The sequence below is a fragment of the Streptomyces sp. NPDC007991 genome, from assembly GCF_042958445.1.
In the GTDB taxonomy this organism is placed as follows: Bacteria; Actinomycetota; Actinomycetes; order Streptomycetales; family Streptomycetaceae; genus Streptomyces.
On sequence record NZ_JBIBJD010000020.1, the window covers coordinates 49,031 to 67,321 of the forward strand.

The following is an 18,291-nucleotide window of genomic DNA, read 5'->3' on the forward strand; positions in this document are numbered from 1 at the left end:
ATCAGCATGACAGTTGAAATCGATGACTGGACCTGTCAGCTGAATTTCCCTGACGGATGGGTCGATCTGACGACCGGTATGGGACTTGATTCCGACGGGAAGGAATCCTGGGCGCGCGATGTCGTCCAATCCTTCAACCCTTTGGATCTCGTGGCGTCGAAGGAGTCCATCGAGAAGGACTTGATCCAACTCGCTCGGGCCGCAGAAAAAAACCAGGCGGTTCTCGCCGCTGCCTTCTTCGCCTTGGGCGGGGCCCACCACGCCACGTTCGACGTCCAGATCTTCGGTGAAGACGGAGTCGCTCTTTCGTTGGACGAAGTCGAGAAGAGACTGCTTGGGCACAAGGAGATCGTCGGGGAGCCGCAGGTCAGCAGGGTCGAGCTGCCCGTCGGGCCGGCGGTCCGGCTGCAGGCGATGTACCAGTCCAAGGGGGTGTTTGGATTCGGCAAGAAGCTCTCGGAAGCCGTCTCGTATGCCCTCCTGGTGCCCGAGACCTCCGACGTGCTCTTGGCGACGATGAACTGGAGCGCCATGGAACACAGCGATCAACTCGCCGACGAAATTGATGCGTTGGTCCCCACTCTGCGTTTGGTGCCTCTCGACGCCGAGGGCAACCCGATTCCGGAGGGGGGCACCCCTGATGTCTGAGTCCTGGGTGGACGAGGACGCCACCGCTCCGCCGAAGGACTACAACCTCGTCGTCCCCGACGGGTGGTTCAAGCTGTCGCTCGACCCGGAAGATCGCGATCGCAGCATCATCGCCCTGGCGGAGCAGCAGTTCCGCGGCGTCGACAATGCTCCACTGCTCAAGGAGCAGGTGATGCGCGAGTTGCAGAAGACGGCAAAGGATGCCTATCAGGCCGGTGGTATCGAGCTATACCTGTCAACTCTGCGGATCGGTCCTTTGCCACTTTCCTCGTCGCTTCTGGTCAGCTTTCCCATGCCGGGGACGATGCCGGCGTCCTCGGACGTGCACACCTTCGCGGAGGTGCTTGGCCGGCGTGGGGCGGAGGCCACCGTGGTCGAACTCTCCGCCGCTGGCAGGGCGGTCCGTGAACTCCGCTCCGAAGCGGCTTCCCCCAGTACACAGCTGGGCAACGAGCTCCGGACAACGACCGTCAAGTTCTACGTTCCAGTCCCGGCGACCGATGAGTGGCTGATTCTGTCGTTCTCCACGCCCCTGGATCCGTTGGCGCAGCAGATGGTGGGGCTCTTCGACGCGGTGGCGGATACGTTGCACTGGACCTGACACCGCGGTGAAGACGTGGCGCACAAACCAGCCTAGACGGAGCCACGCGTGGGAATCGCAGCAGATATGAAGGGACGAGAGGTGGGGGGACAGACCAACGCTGCGGCTGCCGACCGGCGTTTCGGCATGCGGGACGGCTTCGGACTTGCTGGAGTGATTCTCTGCCTAGTCGTCGGCACGAGTGTGATCTTGCTGGTGATGGGGCTGTGGAAGCGTTTTGCCCGCGAGACGGTCCCGGTGCTGGTGAATCTGCCCGGTGGCTCCTGGGCGCTGGGTGGTGCGCTCGGTGTGATCACAGCTCTCGGCGCTGTCGGCTGCCTACGCAGCTGGTCCGGCCCCTCGGGCGGAAGCCGGCTGACGCGCGGTCTGCGGGCTGCGGGGACAGCGCTCTGTTGCGCGGCGGCGTTCGGGCCGCTGTTCTACCTGCTGAGCGCGCTACCCGGTAAGAATTGCCGTTCGGCGAGTTGCGAGTACATCCCCGGCACGGGCACAGCCTTTTTGGCCTACGTCGTCGTCGTCGGCGCGGTCGGCTGGCTCTGCTTCCGCTGGTTCGATGCGAGAGCGAAGGGGCAGGCGGCGCGGGAGCGCGAAAGGCTCCGCAAGCTCCGCAAGAAGGGGAAGGGCAAGAGCCGAGCGGCGTAGGCGAACGTCAGTGCCAGCGTTCGGGTTGAGCCAGATGCGGCGGTCGAAGTCGTCGAAGACGGCCATGTTCGATGTCAGCCAGTCGAGTTCCATGGAGACTGTGCGCATGGTCGTGTAGGCCCGGTGCTCCTCGGACCACCAGCCGTAGTTGAGGGAGTCGTTGACGCCCCGGTCGCCGAAGTAGCGAAACTAGTGCAGTCCCCGGTGCCGAGCGGGGATGAACGAATTCCGAGAGCGCAGGACGGACCCTTGCACCATTTCGTTCTGGTCCTTTTTGTTGTCCGTCCAGTGCAGGGGCAGGGGAAACTACTCGGTCGGGTCGGCCTCGAACTCGAAGAAGATCACGTGCGCTTCACTGGGTCGGCGTTGTCAGAGGAGGTATCGAAGGACACCGTTTCCAGGACTGCAGCGGTCATGTCGCAGATTTCTCCCCAGTACTCCATGGCGGCGGTATCCACTGTGAAGACTGCAACGAAGGGCTTGGTCGGGAAGGGGATGAACACCTGGATCTGGCCGGTGAGGAGCTTCGCTTCTTCGCCTGTCGCGGTGAGCTCCGCGCCGACGGTGACCTCGCGGACGGAGATGTTCGATACGGCCGGTCCACAAGGCAAGGTGATGCTACGGCTGTCGTTCCCCGGGTCACGGTCGAGAGACTGCTGGATCGAACCAGCAGCCTCGTCGGGCGTGGCGTACGGAGACTCGATCGCACCCACGGTGAAGGAGAAGTGCACGACACCGCCGTTGCCGTCGCTGAACACACCCATGGCCGAATAGGCCAGCCCGGCCTCCGCGAAGACTTCGGTGAGCCCGGCGTAGAAGGGCGCCGCCGACTCCCAAAGGTGGGTGTCGCCTTCGGGGAAGAGTTCACGAGCGAATTCGGCCGCGGCGGATACTCGGGCATCAGCGTCGGCGTCGACGGGTAGAGCGTGGAAGCCCTCAGGCGCCACGAACCAAAGGGGAGGGATGACCGGATCCTCGATGACGGTCGTGATGCCGGGCGTTGCCATGCTGTCGGTGCTCACCTTCATGCCTTGCTTGGTTCGATGTCTCCGGGGGCCGGCGTCGCATCCTGGCCGGTTTCGTCCATCACGAGACCCCGTGACTCGGAGACGGCGCCCCGTCCGCGGCCGGGAGTGGTGGACTCGACCCGTACCAGTCCGCTCGGCAGTCTCGTGATGACAGGGCGCGTGGCACCCTCGGGCAAGGACGCCGTATAGCTGGAGAGCCGCTCGCGCTGTGCGGTCGAGAGTTCGGAATCGGACAGCCGCCGGTGACTTCCCGTGAGCAGTCCCACCAACTCGGTGGTGTGAGAAGAAGCGGTGGTGGTCAGCCGCGCCCATGAACCGTCCCTAAAGGTGACGCGAAAATCCCTACGGCCGATGCTGAAGGGCTTGGCCGCTGCATCGAGAACTTTCTCCCGCTGTGTTTCCCACAATGCGGTGTCTGCCCCGACGACAAGGAGGCGTCGTGTGGTCAACACGATCTCGGTCACGTAACCCTGCGGGCGCCGGGAAGGGTCGAGCTGCCAAGGCAGAGTGCGTGCGATGTCACCGGCGTCGGCCCACATCACAGGGAAGTCCTCCACCTCGTTTTCTCGCTCCTCCAACTTCCCCCGGCCCGGTTCGGGGTTGATCGTGCTTCCGCCCAGCAGGTCGGAGAGAATGCCCCACGCCACGGCGAACACTCCGGAGACGGCGGTTCGCGCGTGTACGCCGATTCTGCCGGGTAGGCGGCGAACCGCGAAGGTGCTCCCCTCCGGCCAGCCAGTCAGGTCGGATTCGATGTCATTGCGGCGGCGGTCCCGGAAAGAACGCCGGCCGTCCACGGAGGCTGCGGTTCCGGTCGCGAACGAAGCCGGGAAGCGAGCCAGTGTTTCCTCGCCGGGTGCTGGTTGCCAGTTCACAGGGGTTCCGTCCTCGTCAGGAGGCGACCGATTCCTGGAAACGGTCGCCGGGGTTGATGAGCTCGCCGACGTGCGTGGGAATCGACACCAGCTTAGGAGCGATCTTGAGACCGGCGTCGATCCCACGTCCCAGGTTGCTCATAGGGTCGATTGACCAGCGCCCCCGACTGGCCAAGCTGAGTCCACGGGTTCCGATCCACTGACCGTTGTGGACAGTTTGCTCGGCGACCAGAGTCATCCGTCCCATGAGACCCTCGGCCTTGATCAGACCGTTGTGCTTCAGACCCCACAAACCGATGGTCTTGCCCTTGACGGTGAAGCTCGCGGCTCCCGCGACGTTGTCGCCGATGCCGACAATGTTCCGTCCGATCGTCGTGACGCCCCGGAATCCACTGCCGAGCTGTGTCGCCCGCGCCGCTGCGACCGCGCCGTCTGCGACCTTGACTCCCTTGGCAAATGCGGTGATGCCCGGAATGGCTCCGAGCGCTTCGAGGCCCATACTGAACCAACTGACGTCGGCCCCGCCTGCCTTCGCCAAGAGATGGCTGATCAGCGCAATACCGCTGGTCACAGCCGCGGCTGTCGCGAAGATGGCCCCCAGGGGCGGGAAGGGCATGGTGATGATGGCCAGCATGCCGAGGATGCCGCTCAGGTCGCCGACCAGGTCACCGATCGTCTTGAAGAGGTCGGCGTTGTCGTGGAGCCATCCCTTGGCGTCGTCCCAGAAGCTGTCCTCGATGGAGTCGTCGAGCTCGTCGCGGATCTTGTCGGCGTAATGTGAGGCGCGCTCGTCCCGCTCAGACGTGATGCGGTTGAGCTGTAGCCGATATTCAGTGAGCGGATCGTGGTCGGTGCCACTCGGCGAGGGACTCGGTTCGCCTGGCCCCGGCTTGTTCGTCACGGCCTTCTTCTTATCGGCGTCGGCCTCTTCTTGAGCTCTCTTCGCGTTGGCGAGAACCTTGTCGGCCTGGGTCTGGAAGCCCTCCAGTTCGCCGGCCCAGCGCGTCAGATAGCCGTGTACGTTCTCGTAGCGTTCCGCCACCTCGCGAAGCTTCTTCTCCAGCCCCTCGGACTCGTCCCGCAGGGAGTTGGCATACTTGCCCTTGAGCTCGTCGTCGTTGCCGATGCCGCGGAGGAGACGGGCCTGCTCACGCAGAGAGCTCGCGACGCCCTTCATGCGCTTGACTTCGGAACGTATCTCTTCCGGATCTCCTGGGACGGGATCGGATTCCGCGAGGGGATGCCAGTCGCGCGGCCGGACTTTGGGAGCCGTCGTCACTTCTTCTTTTCCTTCTTGCGCAGTTCCTTGGCAAGCTCGGCGTCCAAGCCTGTGAATCCGTCGATGGTGGCCTTGATCAGCTTGCCTACGGTGTCGATGTGCGTAAGCAGGCTTTCGCGGTAGTCATCCCAGTTGTCCACGAACTCGTCCATGGCGCCTGTGATGTCACCGCTGCCCCAGTGCTCGCGCATGTCGTCACGGTGATTGCCGAGGTTCTTGAACTCCTTCTTAATTTTTCGGAGTCGGGACTCCGACTCCACAAGAAGGTCGACGTTCACCTTGAGATCTGAGTCGTTCGCCACGCCTACTTCTCCGGCCGGTCTAGTGGGTCTGTTACGAAGGCTTGGCTCTCAGCGGTTGACAGCTTGGATTTCCTGGACGGTGACCGTCTGGTCGTTGCCGAAGGTGCCGTTCGGGAGGTCGCCGCCGGCTCCGCCGGTACCGGTCCAGTCGATGTCCCAGGTGATGGTGGCCCGGAGCTTGTACGTGCCGTCCCCGGAGGAGCGAAGGTACTTGACGCCGCAGGGCGGGTCCTGGTCGGCCTTGCCCTTGGCGTAGGGCTCGCCGATGGAGTCGTCGGCGTTGATGGTGCACTCGCCGGAGGCCGGGTAGGTCTCGGCGTCCTCGGTGCCCGGCTCCAGTTTGAGGGACACCGGCTTGGCGGTGGTGGTGGCCTGGATGTTGAAGCCGGGGACGTTGAGAGCCGCCGTGGCCTGGACCTCATCGAAGACGGCCTTGTCGAGCCAGGCCCAGGTCGGCAGGTTCACCTTGGTCGTGGCCTCGGGGGCGAGGGTGACCTTGGTGTCGGGGAGCTCCATGTGTTGGTAAGCGAGAGCGGCGAGTATTTCCGGTTTGATGGCCTCTTCGTACTGGGGCGGCGGGCCATCGCCGTTCTCGACCCAGAAGGGGAGCTCCGTGCACGAGGACCGCTTGAGGGGGTCCGGCTCGTTGGGGTTCTCGACGCCGGCCCAGAACATCCCCTTGCCGTCGTTCTCGACGTTGTAGTCCTTGTAGCCGGGAGTGTCGGTCCAGCCGTACTCGTCCTCGTAGTGGCGCTGCATCTCACCGATCGCCGCACCCGCGGTCCCGCCCATACCGGGTGTGTTCTTCTTGCGCTCGATGTCCTCGGACATCTTTTTCTTGAAGTCCTTGGCGCCGAGGTAAGGGGCGTACCAGCAGGGTGGGGGTGTCCAGTTGACGTCGGTGGACGTCACGTTTCCGGTGCTGCCGTTCTTGGTAACGGATCCGGAGTACTGGATGCGGGCGGCGGCAAAGATGCCGGTCTTGTCGCCGCCGCCCTTCTCTTCTGTGGCGCCGCCCTTGCCGAAGTCCACCGGTTCCGCAGCGGCGTTGGGTGCCGTGAAGATGAGAGCGCTGATCGAAAGAGTCAGGGCAGCAGTGCTGGTGCCGAGGGCAGCACTTCGTGATCTGTTCACCGGCACTTCTTCGCTGCCGTCTCGACGAACACCTTGGATGCCTGCCAGAGACTCTTGCCCGTGGGGAACTTGACCATGACAATCCTGTAGTAGCCGAAGTCCTTGAGGCTTGGCTCGGTCTTCAGGACCTTCCCCGTCTTGACCTCTTTGCCGTAGAACTTCCCGGTGTCCGCGCAGAAGGCGACCTCTACGGATTGGCCATTCGGGGCGGAGCGTGTGGTGGCGTCGTAGTGACGGCGGGTGCCGGTGGCGGTCCAGCCACCCTTGATCCATTCGTTGATCTGTACCTGTGCGTAGTGGAGCCCCTCGCCGGTGGCGTAGGTGGTCACGGCCGCGTCCTTGGTCGTGCGCTTGTCGACGCCCCGATAGATGGCACGGAGGTAGTTCGCGGCGTCGTCCATCGCCGCCGCTTCGTTCTTGTCTTTCGGCTTGTCCCAGTCAAAGACCAGGTTCATGTCCTTGGGCAGGGTCACGTCCACGCCGTCCGGCTTGTCCTCTGCAGGTGCTCCCGAGGGCGATGCCGACTCCTTCGGCGTCTCCGCTCCCTGGTCGGCGCCGGCGATCTTGTCGTTGTCGCTGGACTTGTCGTCCCCGCTACCGCAGGCCGTCAACAGCAGTGCCGCCGTCGCCGCCAGCGCGGCAGCAACGGGCAATGGGCGGCGCTTCACAGTGGCTCCCCGTGAGAAACAGACGTTCAGTTAGGGCACTGACGCTACCGGTGAGGTTTCCGGTTTCACCAGAGCGAACTTCCGCGAGAACAGGGGCAATCCGGGTGTATGGGGCTCTCCGGGTGCTGGTTGTGTCCTGATCGTGCCTGAAGAGGGGACGGCCCTGGTGCCGCAGTGCGCGGCGTCCGGGGGCCATGGAGCTGGGGGTTCTGATTCGCTAGTGCGGTGCCCTGCACCTCGGTCAACTGGACGGCGGATAGGCCGACGTGAAGGAAGCCGGGGTGATGTGTTCGTCGGCCAGGATCACGACCTTGCCGCGGTCTTCGGTCACCGCGCCCTCTGTGTTGATTTTGTAGACATGGAGGGCGCGGCGGGATCGGTGATCGGCCGGAGCGGGGATTTCGAGAGGGCCTGTCCGATATGGGTAGTGGGTGGCGCAGTCCGGGCAGGCGTAGACGTTGAAGCCAGGGCCTGTGGGGGCGTGGATCTGGTGGACCAGGACTGGTTCGGCCGTGCTGCGCTGGCAGCGGCCGCACATCCGGAGGGCCGGGCGGGTCATCGGGTGGCCGTCGAGGCTCGTACGCCTTGGATGTGCCTCGGCTCTGCGTCCATTCCGAAGGTGGCCAGGTGGCCAGGTGGGCGGCTCGGCGGCGTTCGCCTTGGCGGCGAAGTTCGGTCGGATCCAGAACGTAGGGGCGTACGAGGCGGGATGCGTTGCCGTCGAGCCGTTCGGTGAAGCGGCGAGGCCCTTTGCTGAGCGCCGGTGGTCGTGGCCGTTAGGGGGCTTCACGAGCCACGCGTGAGCATCAGCCCCTCGGGGCGCTTGGATCGGCGCCTGCCCCGCATGGGATCATCCGTTGTCACGCCGATCACCTACCTCTGAGGACGAGCGCCATGTTGACCACGCGCCGGAGGGTGGCTGCGGCCTTCCTCCTTGCTGCAGTCACATTCTCTGTGGCCGGTTGCAGCAGCAGTTCGGACGACGGATCGAGCAGCGACGAGATTGCGGGAGCCGACGCAGGAGAGGCGGGCTCGCCGACGCCGTCCGCCTCCGCCTCGGCTGACAATGATGCGCCGACCTTTGACTTTCCGTCGGATGTCAAGGTGAGCGTGGAGAGGGAGCAGACGGGGGACCCGACGAAGGATGCAATTCTGCGGGATGTCGCCTACTCGGCTGAGGCCCGCCTCGAGGGCTTCGTCAAGGGGGATGGGCGAGCCGCCAACCTGAGCCGCTACTTCGCCGGGCCTGCCCTCACCTACTGGAGCAAGCGAATCGCGGCCGTCAAGCAGCAGGGGCTGACGAGTACGGGCTCCTATCGCTACTACGACTTCGAGGTCACGGATATCGCCAACGGAAAGACGGCGGCGGTCCGTTACTGCGAGGACCAGCGGAAGGCGTATTCCAAGGAGATCAAGACCGACAAGGTCCGGCGTACGCAGCCGAGCGACGACGACTTCATCGAGACCACGCTTCAGACTGCGAAGAATTCTCGCGGTGACTGGCAGGTGCAACAGGCGAGCTGGAAGAAGGCGGCTCCTTCGTGCGTGCAGGGATGAGCCCTATGAGTTCGGCACTGAGGATGGTTGCGGGCTTGATCTTCGTCGGGACCCTGGGGGTGAGTTCTCCGGTGTACGCGGCCGACGAGTTCTACGGGGACGAGGGACAGGGAAGCTCCTCTACCGAGCAGCCAAAGTCCAACAAAGGCGCTGAATCCGGCAAGGGATCCATCGGCGCCCACATCCGCATCAGCCAGAGCACCCCAGCCTCAAGCAGCTCCACCGCAACCGCCACCTCCTCCGACGCCAGCTGGGAACCTCCGGTGTGCTGGTACGAGCCCATGTACACGCCGGAGGAGTACGAGAAGTTCATCAAGGGCGCGTATGGCGGCGCTGAGGGGGGAAGCCCGGCGGCGGATTACGCGAAGAAGCGGGAGAAGGAGAAGTACCACAAGGGTGACAAGGGCCTGTGGTGGCAGGTTCAGTTCCCCGATGACACCTACGACAAGGCCTGCCCCGTCACGACGGACAACTGGGAGATCTGGGTTCCTCCGGCCGACCCGCAGCCGGACCCCAACAAGGTGACTCCCGAGATCCTCTCCGAACTGGCCTTCAACTCGACCAAGTTGCCAACCCCGCCAGTGCAGTTGCAGCCGCGCGCGGACCGGCTTCTCGTGAACCTCGGTACGAGGGTCGCCTTCAAGGGCGATCTCGACCGCGTGTGGACGACCGCGAGTCTCGACTACAAGGGCGTTCAGCTGGCCGCGACCACCGTCGCCACCCCCGTGGCGCTCAAGGTCGATGCCGGTACCGCCGACGCCGATCCGCAGAGCTGCACCTATGACCTGGTCAAGCGCAAGGACGGCTACACGGCCGACAGCGAGGACGCCGGTTGCAACGTCACGTACCTTCGTGCGTCGGGCAACGGTACCTACCCCTTCAAGGCGTCCATCACCTGGAAGGTGACATGGACCGACTCCGCCGACCCCGACGGTCCGCCGCAGCAGCCGGGGCTGCCTGACGGGTTGTCCACGTTCGAGCAGGACGTGACCGTCAAGGAGGCCCAGGCCGTGAACCGAGCAAGTGGCATGAGCCATGGCTGAGGGTGTGGTCCGGACCGGGCAGGCTGGGCCGGGGGTTTGGTGGCGAGCCGATGTCGTCCGGTGGTCGGTGTTCAACCTTGCTTGCGCTGGTGGCTCCTTGGGGCTCGCCTGGCTCGGCCCTGTCGTGCCGTTGTGGACGTCGATGCGCTTGCTGACCCTGCTTCTCGCCTGGATCGTGCTGCCGCTGGCATCGGTTCTCGTACCGCTTCTGCTGTTGCGGAGGGTTCCGCGTAAGCAGCGGAAGCTCGCCTGGCAGCTCGTCGTTCCCGTCGTCGCGGGAGTGGCGCTGGGCGTGTTCGGCAACGGCGCCGGTGATCAGGTCGCCCTGGCGGAGCGGGGCGAGTGGGCCGACGCCGTGGTCGTGCGCAAGGACGACGTCAAGACCAACCACTGTGATCTGCGGAGGGTCGACGGCCACGAGATCTCACCCTCGCTCTCAGAGGGCGACGGGTGCGGGGACTGGGTGGAGGCGGGTGACAAACTGCGTGTTCGGTACGACCCCGCAGGCGTCGCCAGCCCGACTACAGACGGGGAGCGCAGCTCGGACGCCGGGTTGCTCGCGGTCCTCTTCGGCCTCGCGGTCGTGATGGGTACTTGGGGTGGCGTGCGGCAGAGCCGGTGGGACAGGGAGTACGTGCCGGGGTGAGGGGCTCGCGCTCAGCACAGCACCCCCTCCGGCACCTCGATCCGCCGGTACTCCACCCACCACCCCACCCGTTCACACCGCCCCGCCACCACGAACAGCACGAACGGGGCCGGCAGGCCGACCAGGGCCACCGCCCACACCGGCAGGAGCCAGCCCAGTTGGGACACGCAGAGGCAGCACGCCAGTACGGCCGCTGCCGTGCGGGCGAATGACTTCGCGTCGGCGGTCATCCTGCGACGGCTGTCCGGCGAGTTCGTGATCAGGGCGCCGGCACGCATGCCCAGCGCCGCGCCCGCCAGCAGGCCCCAGAGGATGCCGCCCGGCAGGAACATGGCCGGGAAGCCGTCGCGGGGGAAGGCGAAGCCGAAGCCCACCGTCACGCCCGTGACCGCGCCGACGAGCGTGCAGCAGAGCACGGTGACGGTAGCCAGTTGGTCCCGGATCTGGGTCGCTGCAGTGCTGTCGCCCTCCCGCACCTGACGGAACACCCCGCCCGAGCCCACCACGAACAGCGGCGTGCCGATGAGCATCATGATCGCCGCGCCGAACCAGCCCCCATTCTTGCCGGGCGCGTCGGTAGCGGGGAAGAAGTCCTGTACGTGCCACGCCACGCCCGCGGTCACCGCGACGTACAACCAGTACCCGGCGATCAGTGCCCAGCCCGCGCCGATCTCGGCACGTCGTGCCAGTGCCAGTGGTGTGTGGAGGAGGCCTGCCACAGGGATAGAGATCAAGGCCCACACGAAGATGAAGGCTTCTGAGGAGCGTCCCTCGGCGCGGACCCTCTCGAAGAATCCCGGGAGGGGCGGGAGGCCGAATCGTTCCGGGGACCTGAGCAGAACTGCCATGACCAGGGCGGCTACTCCTGCTGTGACGCCCGCAGCGATGCGCGCGGCCTTGTCCCGCCGGGCCGGTGTCCGGCTTGCCCCACTGCCCGTCGCCGCAGTCATCCGTTGCCCCCCTGTAAACCCTGTGAAGCTCGCTGTTCCGCCCCTACAGCCAGACCTCCGAAACTACACTCGCGCCCCATGCGTAACTCCCGCAGCATGAAGACGCCCGCTTCACCCGGTGAGTTCTACGGAAGCGCGTGGAGAAGACGGCCCGCGGGAGCCGGTGCCCGGGCCGAACCCGAGCCCGAACCCGGGGGCGGTGACGGACCCTGACCCCCGCCAGTTCCAAAGCCCGAGCCCGAGCCCGGCACAAACAGTCCCGAGACCCCCGCGCCCACTGGCTGTTACTCGCCCTCACCCTCCCCCTCGTCTTCGCCCTCCTGCTCTTCGAGGGCTGGACCCAGCACGAGGTCGACGCCGCGAAGTCGCGGTCGCCCTGTGCCTCGCCCGTGCCGGACGCCGTCGCCAAGGGCGGGCCCGTGATCGGGATCAACCGGGACGGGATCCGGTCCGGGGCGATGCCCGCCCGGACCGTCGCGCTCACCTTCGACGGCGGGCCCGACCCCGTCTGGACCCCGCGGCTGCTCGAACTCCTCAAGCGGAACGGGGCTCGCGCCACCTTCTTCCTGCATGGCGCACAGGCCGCCCGGCATCCCGACCTGGTGCGGCGGATCCGGGCCGAGGGGCATGAGATCGGGTCCAACAGCTACACCGGGGCCGTGCTGGGTGAGTCCTCCACGCCCCGTTTCGAGGCCGAGCTCGAACTGACCCAGGAGGCACTGGCCGGGGCCGCCGGCGTGCGGACCAACCTGTTGCGGATGCCGCGCACCACCACCCCCGACACCCTGTGCGGTCGTGAGTGGCAGGCGGCGCGGCGGGCCGCCGGGTACGGGTACGTGCTCGTCGCCGCCGACAAGGGGGCGCGCAAGCCGGCGCAGGGGATCGTGCGGCAGCTCAGCCAGACCGAGAGCGCGTATCTGGAGGCGCGCAGGCTCCTGAACAACCCGACTGTCGACCGGTTCACCACCGTGTCCGACGGGCTCAAGCTCGTTCCGTACACGTCGCCTTCCCTCACCCAGCGCTGGCTGGGGCAGGGGCTGGTCCAGGTCACGAGCCTCGGGCAGGTCTTCTCCACCGCCATGATCTGGATCCTCGGCGTCGCCGGCGGGCTCGGCGTGCTGCGGCTGGTGCTGCTCGCCCTGTTCGCCCGGGCCCATGTGCGCCGGCTGGAGCGGTTCCGGACCGGGGCGCCCTGGATGCGTGAGGTGTCCGGGCCGGTGACCGTGCTCGTCCCGGCGTACAACGAGGAGGCCGGGATCGGGTCGACCCTGCGGTCGCTGCTCGACTCCCATCATCGGGAGCTCCAGGTCGTCGTCATCGACGACGGGTCCACCGACCGGACCGCCGGCATCGCCGAGAGCATCGACGATCCGCGGGTGGAGGTCGTCCGCCAGCCCAACTCCGGCAAGGCCGCCGCCCTCAACACCGGGCTGGCCCACGCGCGGTACGACATCGTCGTGATGGTCGACGCCGACACCGTCTTCGAGCCCGATGCCATCGAGCGGATCGTCCAGCCGCTCGCGCACCCGGCCGTGGGGGCCGTCAGCGGCAACACCAAGGTCGGCAACCGGCGCAGTCTGCTGGCTCGTTGGCAGCACCTGGAGTACGTCTTCGGGTTCAACCTCGACCGGCGCATGTTCGAGGTGCTGGAGTGCATGCCGACCGTGCCGGGCGCCATCGGGGCCTTCCGCCGGGACGCGGTGATCGGCGTCGGCGGGGTCAGCGAGGACACCCTCGCCGAGGACACCGACCTGACGATGGCCCTGTGGCGGGCCGGCTGGCGGGTGCTGTACGAGGAGTCCGCCGTCGCCTGGACCGAAGTGCCCACCAATGTCAGGCAGTTGTGGCGGCAGCGGTACCGGTGGTGCTACGGCACCTTGCAGGCGATGTGGAAGCATCGCGGGGCTCTCTTCGCCATGGGCCCCGCCGGGCGGTTCGGGCGGCGCGGGCTGACCTACCTCGCGCTCTTCCAGGTCGCCCTGCCGCTGCTGGCGCCCGTCATCGACGTCTACGCCCTGTACGGCGTGCTGTTCCGCGACCCGTGGGAGTCGGCCGGGGTGTGGTTCGCGTTCCTCGGCGTGCAGATCGTCTGCTCCGGCTACGCGCTGAGACTCGACGGCGAGCCGGTCCGGGCCCTGTGGTCGATGCCGTTGCAGATCCTCGTCTACCGGCAGTTGATGTATCTCGTCGTCATCCAGTCGCTGGTCGCGCTGCTGCTCGGCAGCCGGCTGCGGTGGCAGCGGATGAAGCGCTCCGGGACGGCCGGTGAACAGATCGGCGGGCCGGTTCCGTATAGGAGCGTGCCTATGCGTTGATCCACGTGAACCAGCGGGATGGAGGGGACGATGAACGACTGGACCGACCCTCCGGGGGACCACCGGACGGGGCAGGACCCGAGAAGGATCCCGCCCCCGTCCCTCCTGGCACCCCCGCCGTCGACCCGCACGGCCCCCCTGCCCGGCATGCCCTCGCCGGCCGCGCCCGGCCGCTACGACAGCGGCGTCCACGCGCGTGGGCGGCGCGGCGGCGGCAGCAGGAACCCGCGGCGCCGCGCCGGAAAGGGCCGCCGGTTCGTACGGACGGCGGCCGTGCTGTCGTCCGCCTTGCTGCTCGCCGGGGCCGGTACGTACGTCTGGGCCGACACCCGGCTCAACCAGCAGGTCGACCTCGGCACGCTCGCCGGCCGGGTGCCGCGCGGCGAGGGCACCAACTACCTGGTCGTGGGCTCCGACAGCCGCGAGGGACTCTCGCAGCAGGACCGTAAGGATCTGAACACCGGCTCGGCCGAGGGACGCCGCACCGACTCGGTGATCCTGCTGCACACGGGGGCGGAGGGCACCACGATGCTCAGCCTGCCGCGCGACTCCTGGGTGACCCTGCCGCCCTACGTCGATCCCGACACCGGCCGCGGCTACCGGGCCGCGCCGGACAAACTGAACGCGGCGTTCTCCCTGGGCGGCCCCGACCTGCTCGTGCGGACTGTGGAACGCAACACCGGCGTGCACATCGACCACTACGCGGAGATCGGCTTCGCCGGGTTCGTGGGCGTGGTGGACGCGGTCGGCGGCGTGAACATGTGCCTGGACAAGCCCGTACGGGACAAGGACTCCGGCGCCGACCTGCCCGCCGGGTGCCAGCGCCTCGACGGCGCCGAGGCGCTGGCCTTCGTACGGCAGCGCAAGCAGGAGGCCCAGGGGGACCTGGGCCGCACCCGCAACCAGCAGAAATTCCTCGCCGCCCTCGCCCGCAAGGCGGCCACCCCGTCCACCCTCGCCGACCCGTCCAAGTCCTTCCCGACCCTGAGCGCCGGCCTCGACACGCTCATCGTGGACGAGGACACGGAGCTGCCCGACCTGATGTCGCTGTTCGAGGCCCTGCGCAAGGCCGCGTCCGGCGGGGGCCGACAGCTCAACGTGCCGGTGGCCGACCCGAACCTGCGGACGTCCAAGGGCAGCGCGGTGAAGTGGGACGACCGGCGCGCCCGCGCCCTGTTCACGGCACTGCGGGAGGACCTGCGGCCCGGCTGATCAACGAGCCTTGGCGCTGACGCGGATCGGGCCCGGGCTGATCAACGAGCCCTGGCGCTGCGTGAGGTGAAGCCGTCGAGCACCGGCGTCAGCGACCCGTACCCCGTCGCCGCCCACACGCTCCGCCCGGCCGGGACCTCGAAGTAGGGGACGGTACGTCCGTCCTCGTCCCGGTCCGTGAGCACCTCCGGGGCGCGGCGGCCGCGCAGCGCGTCGGCGCACTCCCGGCACACCGCCACGTCGAGCCGGTCCCGGCGGCCCAGCGGACGCCAGCCGGTGCGGCGGGCGGCGCGGCCGTGCAGGGGGTTGAAGAAGCAGAGGGGCAGGCCGGGGGAGCCGGCGAGGGCGTCCTGGCCCTCCTGCGCCAGGGCCAGGGCGCCGGCCAGGTCCGGTACGCCCCGGGCCTCGTCGAGGACCCTGCCCGCGGCGGCGTAGGCGTCGAGGGCGCGCTGCAGAGCGGGGGTCGTGGAGACGTCGGCCGCCTGGGTCGCCTCGCCGAGGGCCAGCACCTCCGCCTCCGCCCGGCGCCGCAGCTCCGCCTCGTCGGCCGCACGGGCCGTGGCGAACACCAGCTGGGGAATGGCCGGAGCCGTCCTGCGAGAGCGGGAGCGGACCAGGGCGCGGGTCGCGAGCACGGTCAGGGCCAGGGCCGGTACGGCGGCCAGGGGCCACAGCCACCACCCACGCGCGCCGCCGGACTCCGGCTTGGAAACCGGAGTGCCGTCCAGGTCCTTCGTCGCCTCCTCGTACCGCCGCGTGCCCTTCCCCTCCGCCACCAGATCCACCGCCTTGGCGGTCAGGTCGGCCAGCCCCGCGTCCCGCGTCTCGTCCAGCAGACCTGCGGCGGCCACGGCGTCCCGCGTCTGGTGGTCGTCGGCGGGCCACTCGTAGCCGTTCAGGGAGTCCGGGAACTCGCCGTCGGTCGTGATGAGGATGAGGTCGCGCTGCTCCGGGAGCCGGTCCCGGACGATTCCGGCGAGGACACCGGAGTCGCCGTCGAAGGCGTCGCCCTTGGTGAGGGGCGTGAGAACGACCTTGACCGGCAGGCCCGTCCGGCGGATCCGGTCCGCCAACTGCCGCTGCCGGGAGGGCGGTACGGCATCGGCGTACGCCTCGTCGACGTAGACGGGCGAGGTGCGCAGGGCCTCGGCGATGCGCTGCCCGGCGCTCGGGGCGTCGCCGTCCGCCGCACGGGCCGGCGCGGTGGTGAGCGCCGCCAGCAGCAGGGCCGCCAGGACGGTGATCACGCGTTTGACGTCAATGGACACCTGCGGTCTCCCTCACCTTGTCGATGAGCCGGGCGATGCCACCGGGTACGGCGGACAGCGGGCCGTCGGTCGCGTCGTAGTAGGGCGGCCGGCCGCCGTCACCGGACGCGGTGCCGGGCAGTGTCAGCAACCTGCCCGGGATGCCGCCCGGTTGGGCGATGGCCGTGTCGCGGCAGGGCTCGCAGACGGGGAGCAGACGCCTGCGGTTGCCCTGCGCCGAGACGCGCACGTGGTGACGGCTGACGGCGGGTCCGTGCAGGGGGTTGACGCCGCAGAACAGGTCGTCGGTGTCGCCGGTGAGCGCGGCGCGGCCCGCCCGGGCGAGCACGACGACGGCGACCAGGGTCGCGGGGTCCGTCTCCGTCTTGCGGGCGCGGTCCGGGTCGCCGTCGAGGAGGAGCATCGCCGCGTCGAGGCGGTCCCAGGCGCGGGGGTTCCCGTCCGGGGTGGTGAACTCCCTCGTCAGGGCGCTGAGTTCCGCGTGTGCGGTGCGCCGGAGGTAGGACGCCGAGGGCTCGGTCGGGGATGTGACGGGCAGGAGGCCGGCGGGCTCGGGCTCGGGGGAGCGCCGCCGCCGCAGGCCGGTCACGATCCACGTCACCCCGGCCACGACACCGGACAGCAGGAGAGCCAGGAAGGCGCCCACGAACAGGCCGGGCCAGAAGTCGGTGGCGAACAGGGGCGGGAGGGTCTTCTCGTCGGCGGCCCTCGGGGCGGCGGCCGGCGCGGGCTCCGAGCCGGGCCTCTCCGTGCGCGGGGCCTTGCCGAGGAAGGTCATCAGCTGGTCGAGGCGCTCGCCGAGGAGGTGGTCGTCGGCCTCGTCCGCCCTGCTGTCGCCGAACGTGACGGAGTCGGGCAGGTCCACTGACAGGCGGTTGGTGTCCCGGCGCAGACCGTGGTTGTAGAAGTCGATCGTGCCGTCGTCGGGATCTGCGATCACGTACAGCCCGTCCTCGCCCACCTTGGCGTGCACCGCCGCGGCGAACAGCATCGCGTCACCGGCCGACTCGCTCTCGGGGGTCTGCGGCACGACCGAGACGAACACCGGGCCACCCGCTTCGGAGCGCCGGAAGTCCCGGATCCGCTCGTGCAGCCGCTCCAGTTGGCGGGCGCCGAGCACCCGCGGGCTCTCCGGATCGGCGTACACGGGGTCCTGCCTCAGGCCCGCCGCCACCCTCTCGACGCGGGCGGACAGATCGGCGGGGGTGGGCGCGGGCGCCGCGCTCGACCTGGTCTGGTCGAAGACGGCGGGGGCGGTGAGGACGACGGCGGTGGCGGTGAGGACGGCCGCGCCGGGTGCGACCCAGCGGGGGACGCGCCGCTCGGCCCCGGAACGCCGGCGGCGGCGCCCCGCGTACCCGGCCGTCAGCAGGATCAGCAGGGGTACGCCGGTGAGCAGGATCCCCGTGAGGAACGACTGGTTCTTGCGGTCGGACGGGCCGATGTACATCTCGGCGGCTTCGTCGTCCCCGTACGTGGCGCGCGCCGCCTCGGCACGGGCCACTGCCTTCTCCTCACCCAGGGCGACGACGTCGACGAACCGCTCGAAGCTGCGCAACGGGCCTGCGTCGGAGGGCAGTTCGTACAGCGCGACGGTCGAGGCGGCGTCGGCCGGCGCGCGCACGCCGTAGGCCGTGGCCGCCGTGACGTCGGAGTCGTCGACCAGGACGTACAACCCGTCCCGGCCGAGCCGGTCGTGCACCGCGCCGAGCAACTGCCTTTCGTCGACGCTGATCTGGAAGGGCAGGACCAGGACGTAGGTCGGGACGCCGGTCTTCTTCGCGAGCCGCTCGAAGTCGGGGGCCGTGGACCGGGGGACCTCGCGCGGGAGCTGGTCGGTGACGTAGACCGGGTTCTCGCGGAGGCGGTCGGCCAGGTAGGCGGCCTGGGTCGTGGCGGGGGCGCTGTCCGCCGCGCGGGCGGGAGTGGCCGGGGCGCTGTCCGCCGCGTGCGCCGGGGTGGCGGTTGCGAAGAGAGCCGTCAGTGAGCAGAGGGCGAGGAGCAGGAGCAGGACGCGGGTCCGGGAGCTCGTCAACGTCCGTATAACTGCCGCGTGTTGCCCGTTCGTCGTGGCTGCCCTCACCGGTGTGCCCCCCGCGGTCCGATCGCTGTCCGGGCCGCAC

General features: G+C 68.3%; 17 protein-coding genes. 8 read left to right on the plus strand and 9 right to left on the minus strand.

Annotated elements, in window-relative coordinates:
• Nucleotides 1–6: 6 nt before the first annotated feature.
• The 3 genes from ACFZDA_RS38400 to ACFZDA_RS38410 are packed head-to-tail and all read left to right on the plus strand — an operon-like array spanning nucleotide 7 to nucleotide 1,891.
• A complete protein-coding gene (locus ACFZDA_RS38400) occupies nucleotides 7–648 on the plus strand; it encodes a hypothetical protein (RefSeq protein WP_391090622.1) in 642 nt (213 codons plus the stop codon).
• The gene (locus ACFZDA_RS38405) at nucleotides 641–1,249 is read left to right on the plus strand and encodes a hypothetical protein (RefSeq protein WP_391090624.1); all 609 of its coding nucleotides are present in this window, start codon (nucleotides 641–643) and stop codon (nucleotides 1,247–1,249) included. The genes ACFZDA_RS38400 and ACFZDA_RS38405 overlap by 8 nt, the downstream gene beginning before the upstream one ends.
• 48 nt (nucleotides 1,250–1,297) lie before the next feature.
• Nucleotides 1,298–1,891 (plus strand): hypothetical protein, encoded by a 594-nt coding sequence (locus ACFZDA_RS38410; RefSeq protein ID WP_391090626.1) that lies wholly within the window; start codon nucleotides 1,298–1,300, stop codon nucleotides 1,889–1,891.
• Nucleotides 1,892–2,232: 341 nt separating this feature from the next.
• Here ACFZDA_RS38410 and ACFZDA_RS38415 read toward each other — a convergent pair whose 3' ends face one another.
• Genes ACFZDA_RS38415 through ACFZDA_RS38440 form a run of 6 tightly spaced genes read right to left on the minus strand, consistent with a single transcriptional unit; the run spans nucleotide 2,233 to nucleotide 7,177 of the window.
• Nucleotides 2,233–2,919 (minus strand): hypothetical protein, encoded by a 687-nt coding sequence (locus tag ACFZDA_RS38415; RefSeq protein WP_391090628.1) that lies wholly within the window; start codon nucleotides 2,917–2,919, stop codon nucleotides 2,233–2,235.
• The gene (locus tag ACFZDA_RS38420; RefSeq protein ID WP_391090630.1) at nucleotides 2,916–3,794 is read right to left on the minus strand and encodes a hypothetical protein; all 879 of its coding nucleotides are present in this window, start codon (nucleotides 3,792–3,794) and stop codon (nucleotides 2,916–2,918) included. The genes ACFZDA_RS38415 and ACFZDA_RS38420 overlap by 4 nt, the downstream gene beginning before the upstream one ends.
• Nucleotides 3,795–3,810: 16 nt before the next feature.
• On the minus strand, nucleotides 3,811–5,073 hold the full coding sequence (locus ACFZDA_RS38425) for a putative T7SS-secreted protein (RefSeq protein WP_391090632.1): 1,263 nt from the start codon (nucleotides 5,071–5,073) through the stop codon (nucleotides 3,811–3,813).
• Entirely contained in the window at nucleotides 5,070–5,375 is a 306-nt protein-coding gene (locus ACFZDA_RS38430; RefSeq protein WP_020270600.1) for a hypothetical protein, read from the minus strand. Before ACFZDA_RS38430 ends, ACFZDA_RS38425 begins: the two co-directional genes overlap by 4 nt.
• Nucleotides 5,376–5,423: 48 nt before the next feature.
• Complete coding sequence (locus ACFZDA_RS38435; RefSeq protein WP_391090634.1) at nucleotides 5,424–6,515, minus strand: hypothetical protein; 1,092 nt, start codon at nucleotides 6,513–6,515, stop codon at nucleotides 5,424–5,426.
• Nucleotides 6,506–7,177 (minus strand): hypothetical protein, encoded by a 672-nt coding sequence (locus tag ACFZDA_RS38440; protein WP_391090636.1) that lies wholly within the window; start codon nucleotides 7,175–7,177, stop codon nucleotides 6,506–6,508. Before ACFZDA_RS38440 ends, ACFZDA_RS38435 begins: the two co-directional genes overlap by 10 nt.
• A gap of 894 nt (nucleotides 7,178–8,071) precedes the next feature.
• Here ACFZDA_RS38440 and ACFZDA_RS38445 point away from each other — a divergent pair.
• From ACFZDA_RS38445 to ACFZDA_RS38455, 3 genes are all read left to right on the plus strand, one after another.
• A complete protein-coding gene (locus tag ACFZDA_RS38445; RefSeq protein WP_391090638.1) occupies nucleotides 8,072–8,734 on the plus strand; it encodes a hypothetical protein in 663 nt (220 codons plus the stop codon).
• Between the two features lie 5 nt (nucleotides 8,735–8,739).
• Nucleotides 8,740–9,777 (plus strand): hypothetical protein, encoded by a 1,038-nt coding sequence (locus ACFZDA_RS38450; protein WP_391090640.1) that lies wholly within the window; start codon nucleotides 8,740–8,742, stop codon nucleotides 9,775–9,777.
• Nucleotides 9,778–9,919: 142 nt separating this feature from the next.
• Nucleotides 9,920–10,423, plus strand: coding sequence for a hypothetical protein (locus tag ACFZDA_RS38455; RefSeq protein WP_391090642.1), 504 nt, complete (start codon nucleotides 9,920–9,922; stop codon nucleotides 10,421–10,423).
• Nucleotides 10,424–10,434: 11 nt separating this feature from the next.
• Here ACFZDA_RS38455 and ACFZDA_RS38460 read toward each other — a convergent pair whose 3' ends face one another.
• Nucleotides 10,435–11,142: a hypothetical protein gene (locus tag ACFZDA_RS38460; RefSeq protein WP_391090644.1), complete on the minus strand. Its 708-nt coding sequence runs from the start codon at nucleotides 11,140–11,142 to the stop codon at nucleotides 10,435–10,437.
• A gap of 620 nt (nucleotides 11,143–11,762) precedes the next feature.
• Between ACFZDA_RS38460 and ACFZDA_RS38465 the strand changes: the two genes are divergently transcribed.
• Together ACFZDA_RS38465 and ACFZDA_RS38470 are read left to right on the plus strand one after the other, a co-directional pair.
• Nucleotides 11,763–13,688 (plus strand): glycosyltransferase, encoded by a 1,926-nt coding sequence (locus ACFZDA_RS38465; protein ID WP_391090646.1) that lies wholly within the window; start codon nucleotides 11,763–11,765, stop codon nucleotides 13,686–13,688.
• Nucleotides 13,689–13,718: 30 nt separating this feature from the next.
• Nucleotides 13,719–14,900: an LCP family protein gene (locus tag ACFZDA_RS38470; protein WP_391090648.1), complete on the plus strand. Its 1,182-nt coding sequence runs from the start codon at nucleotides 13,719–13,721 to the stop codon at nucleotides 14,898–14,900.
• Between the two features lie 41 nt (nucleotides 14,901–14,941).
• Here the strand turns inward: ACFZDA_RS38470 and ACFZDA_RS38475 are convergent, their stop codons facing one another.
• Both ACFZDA_RS38475 and ACFZDA_RS38480 read right to left on the minus strand, forming a co-directional pair.
• Entirely contained in the window at nucleotides 14,942–16,168 is a 1,227-nt protein-coding gene (locus tag ACFZDA_RS38475; protein ID WP_391090650.1) for a hypothetical protein, read from the minus strand.
• Nucleotides 16,158–18,203 carry a hypothetical protein gene (locus tag ACFZDA_RS38480; protein WP_391090652.1) on the minus strand — a complete coding sequence of 682 codons (2,046 nt, stop codon included), beginning with the start codon at nucleotides 18,201–18,203 and terminating at the stop codon, nucleotides 16,158–16,160. Before ACFZDA_RS38480 ends, ACFZDA_RS38475 begins: the two co-directional genes overlap by 11 nt.
• Between the last annotated feature and the right edge of the window lie 88 nt (nucleotides 18,204–18,291).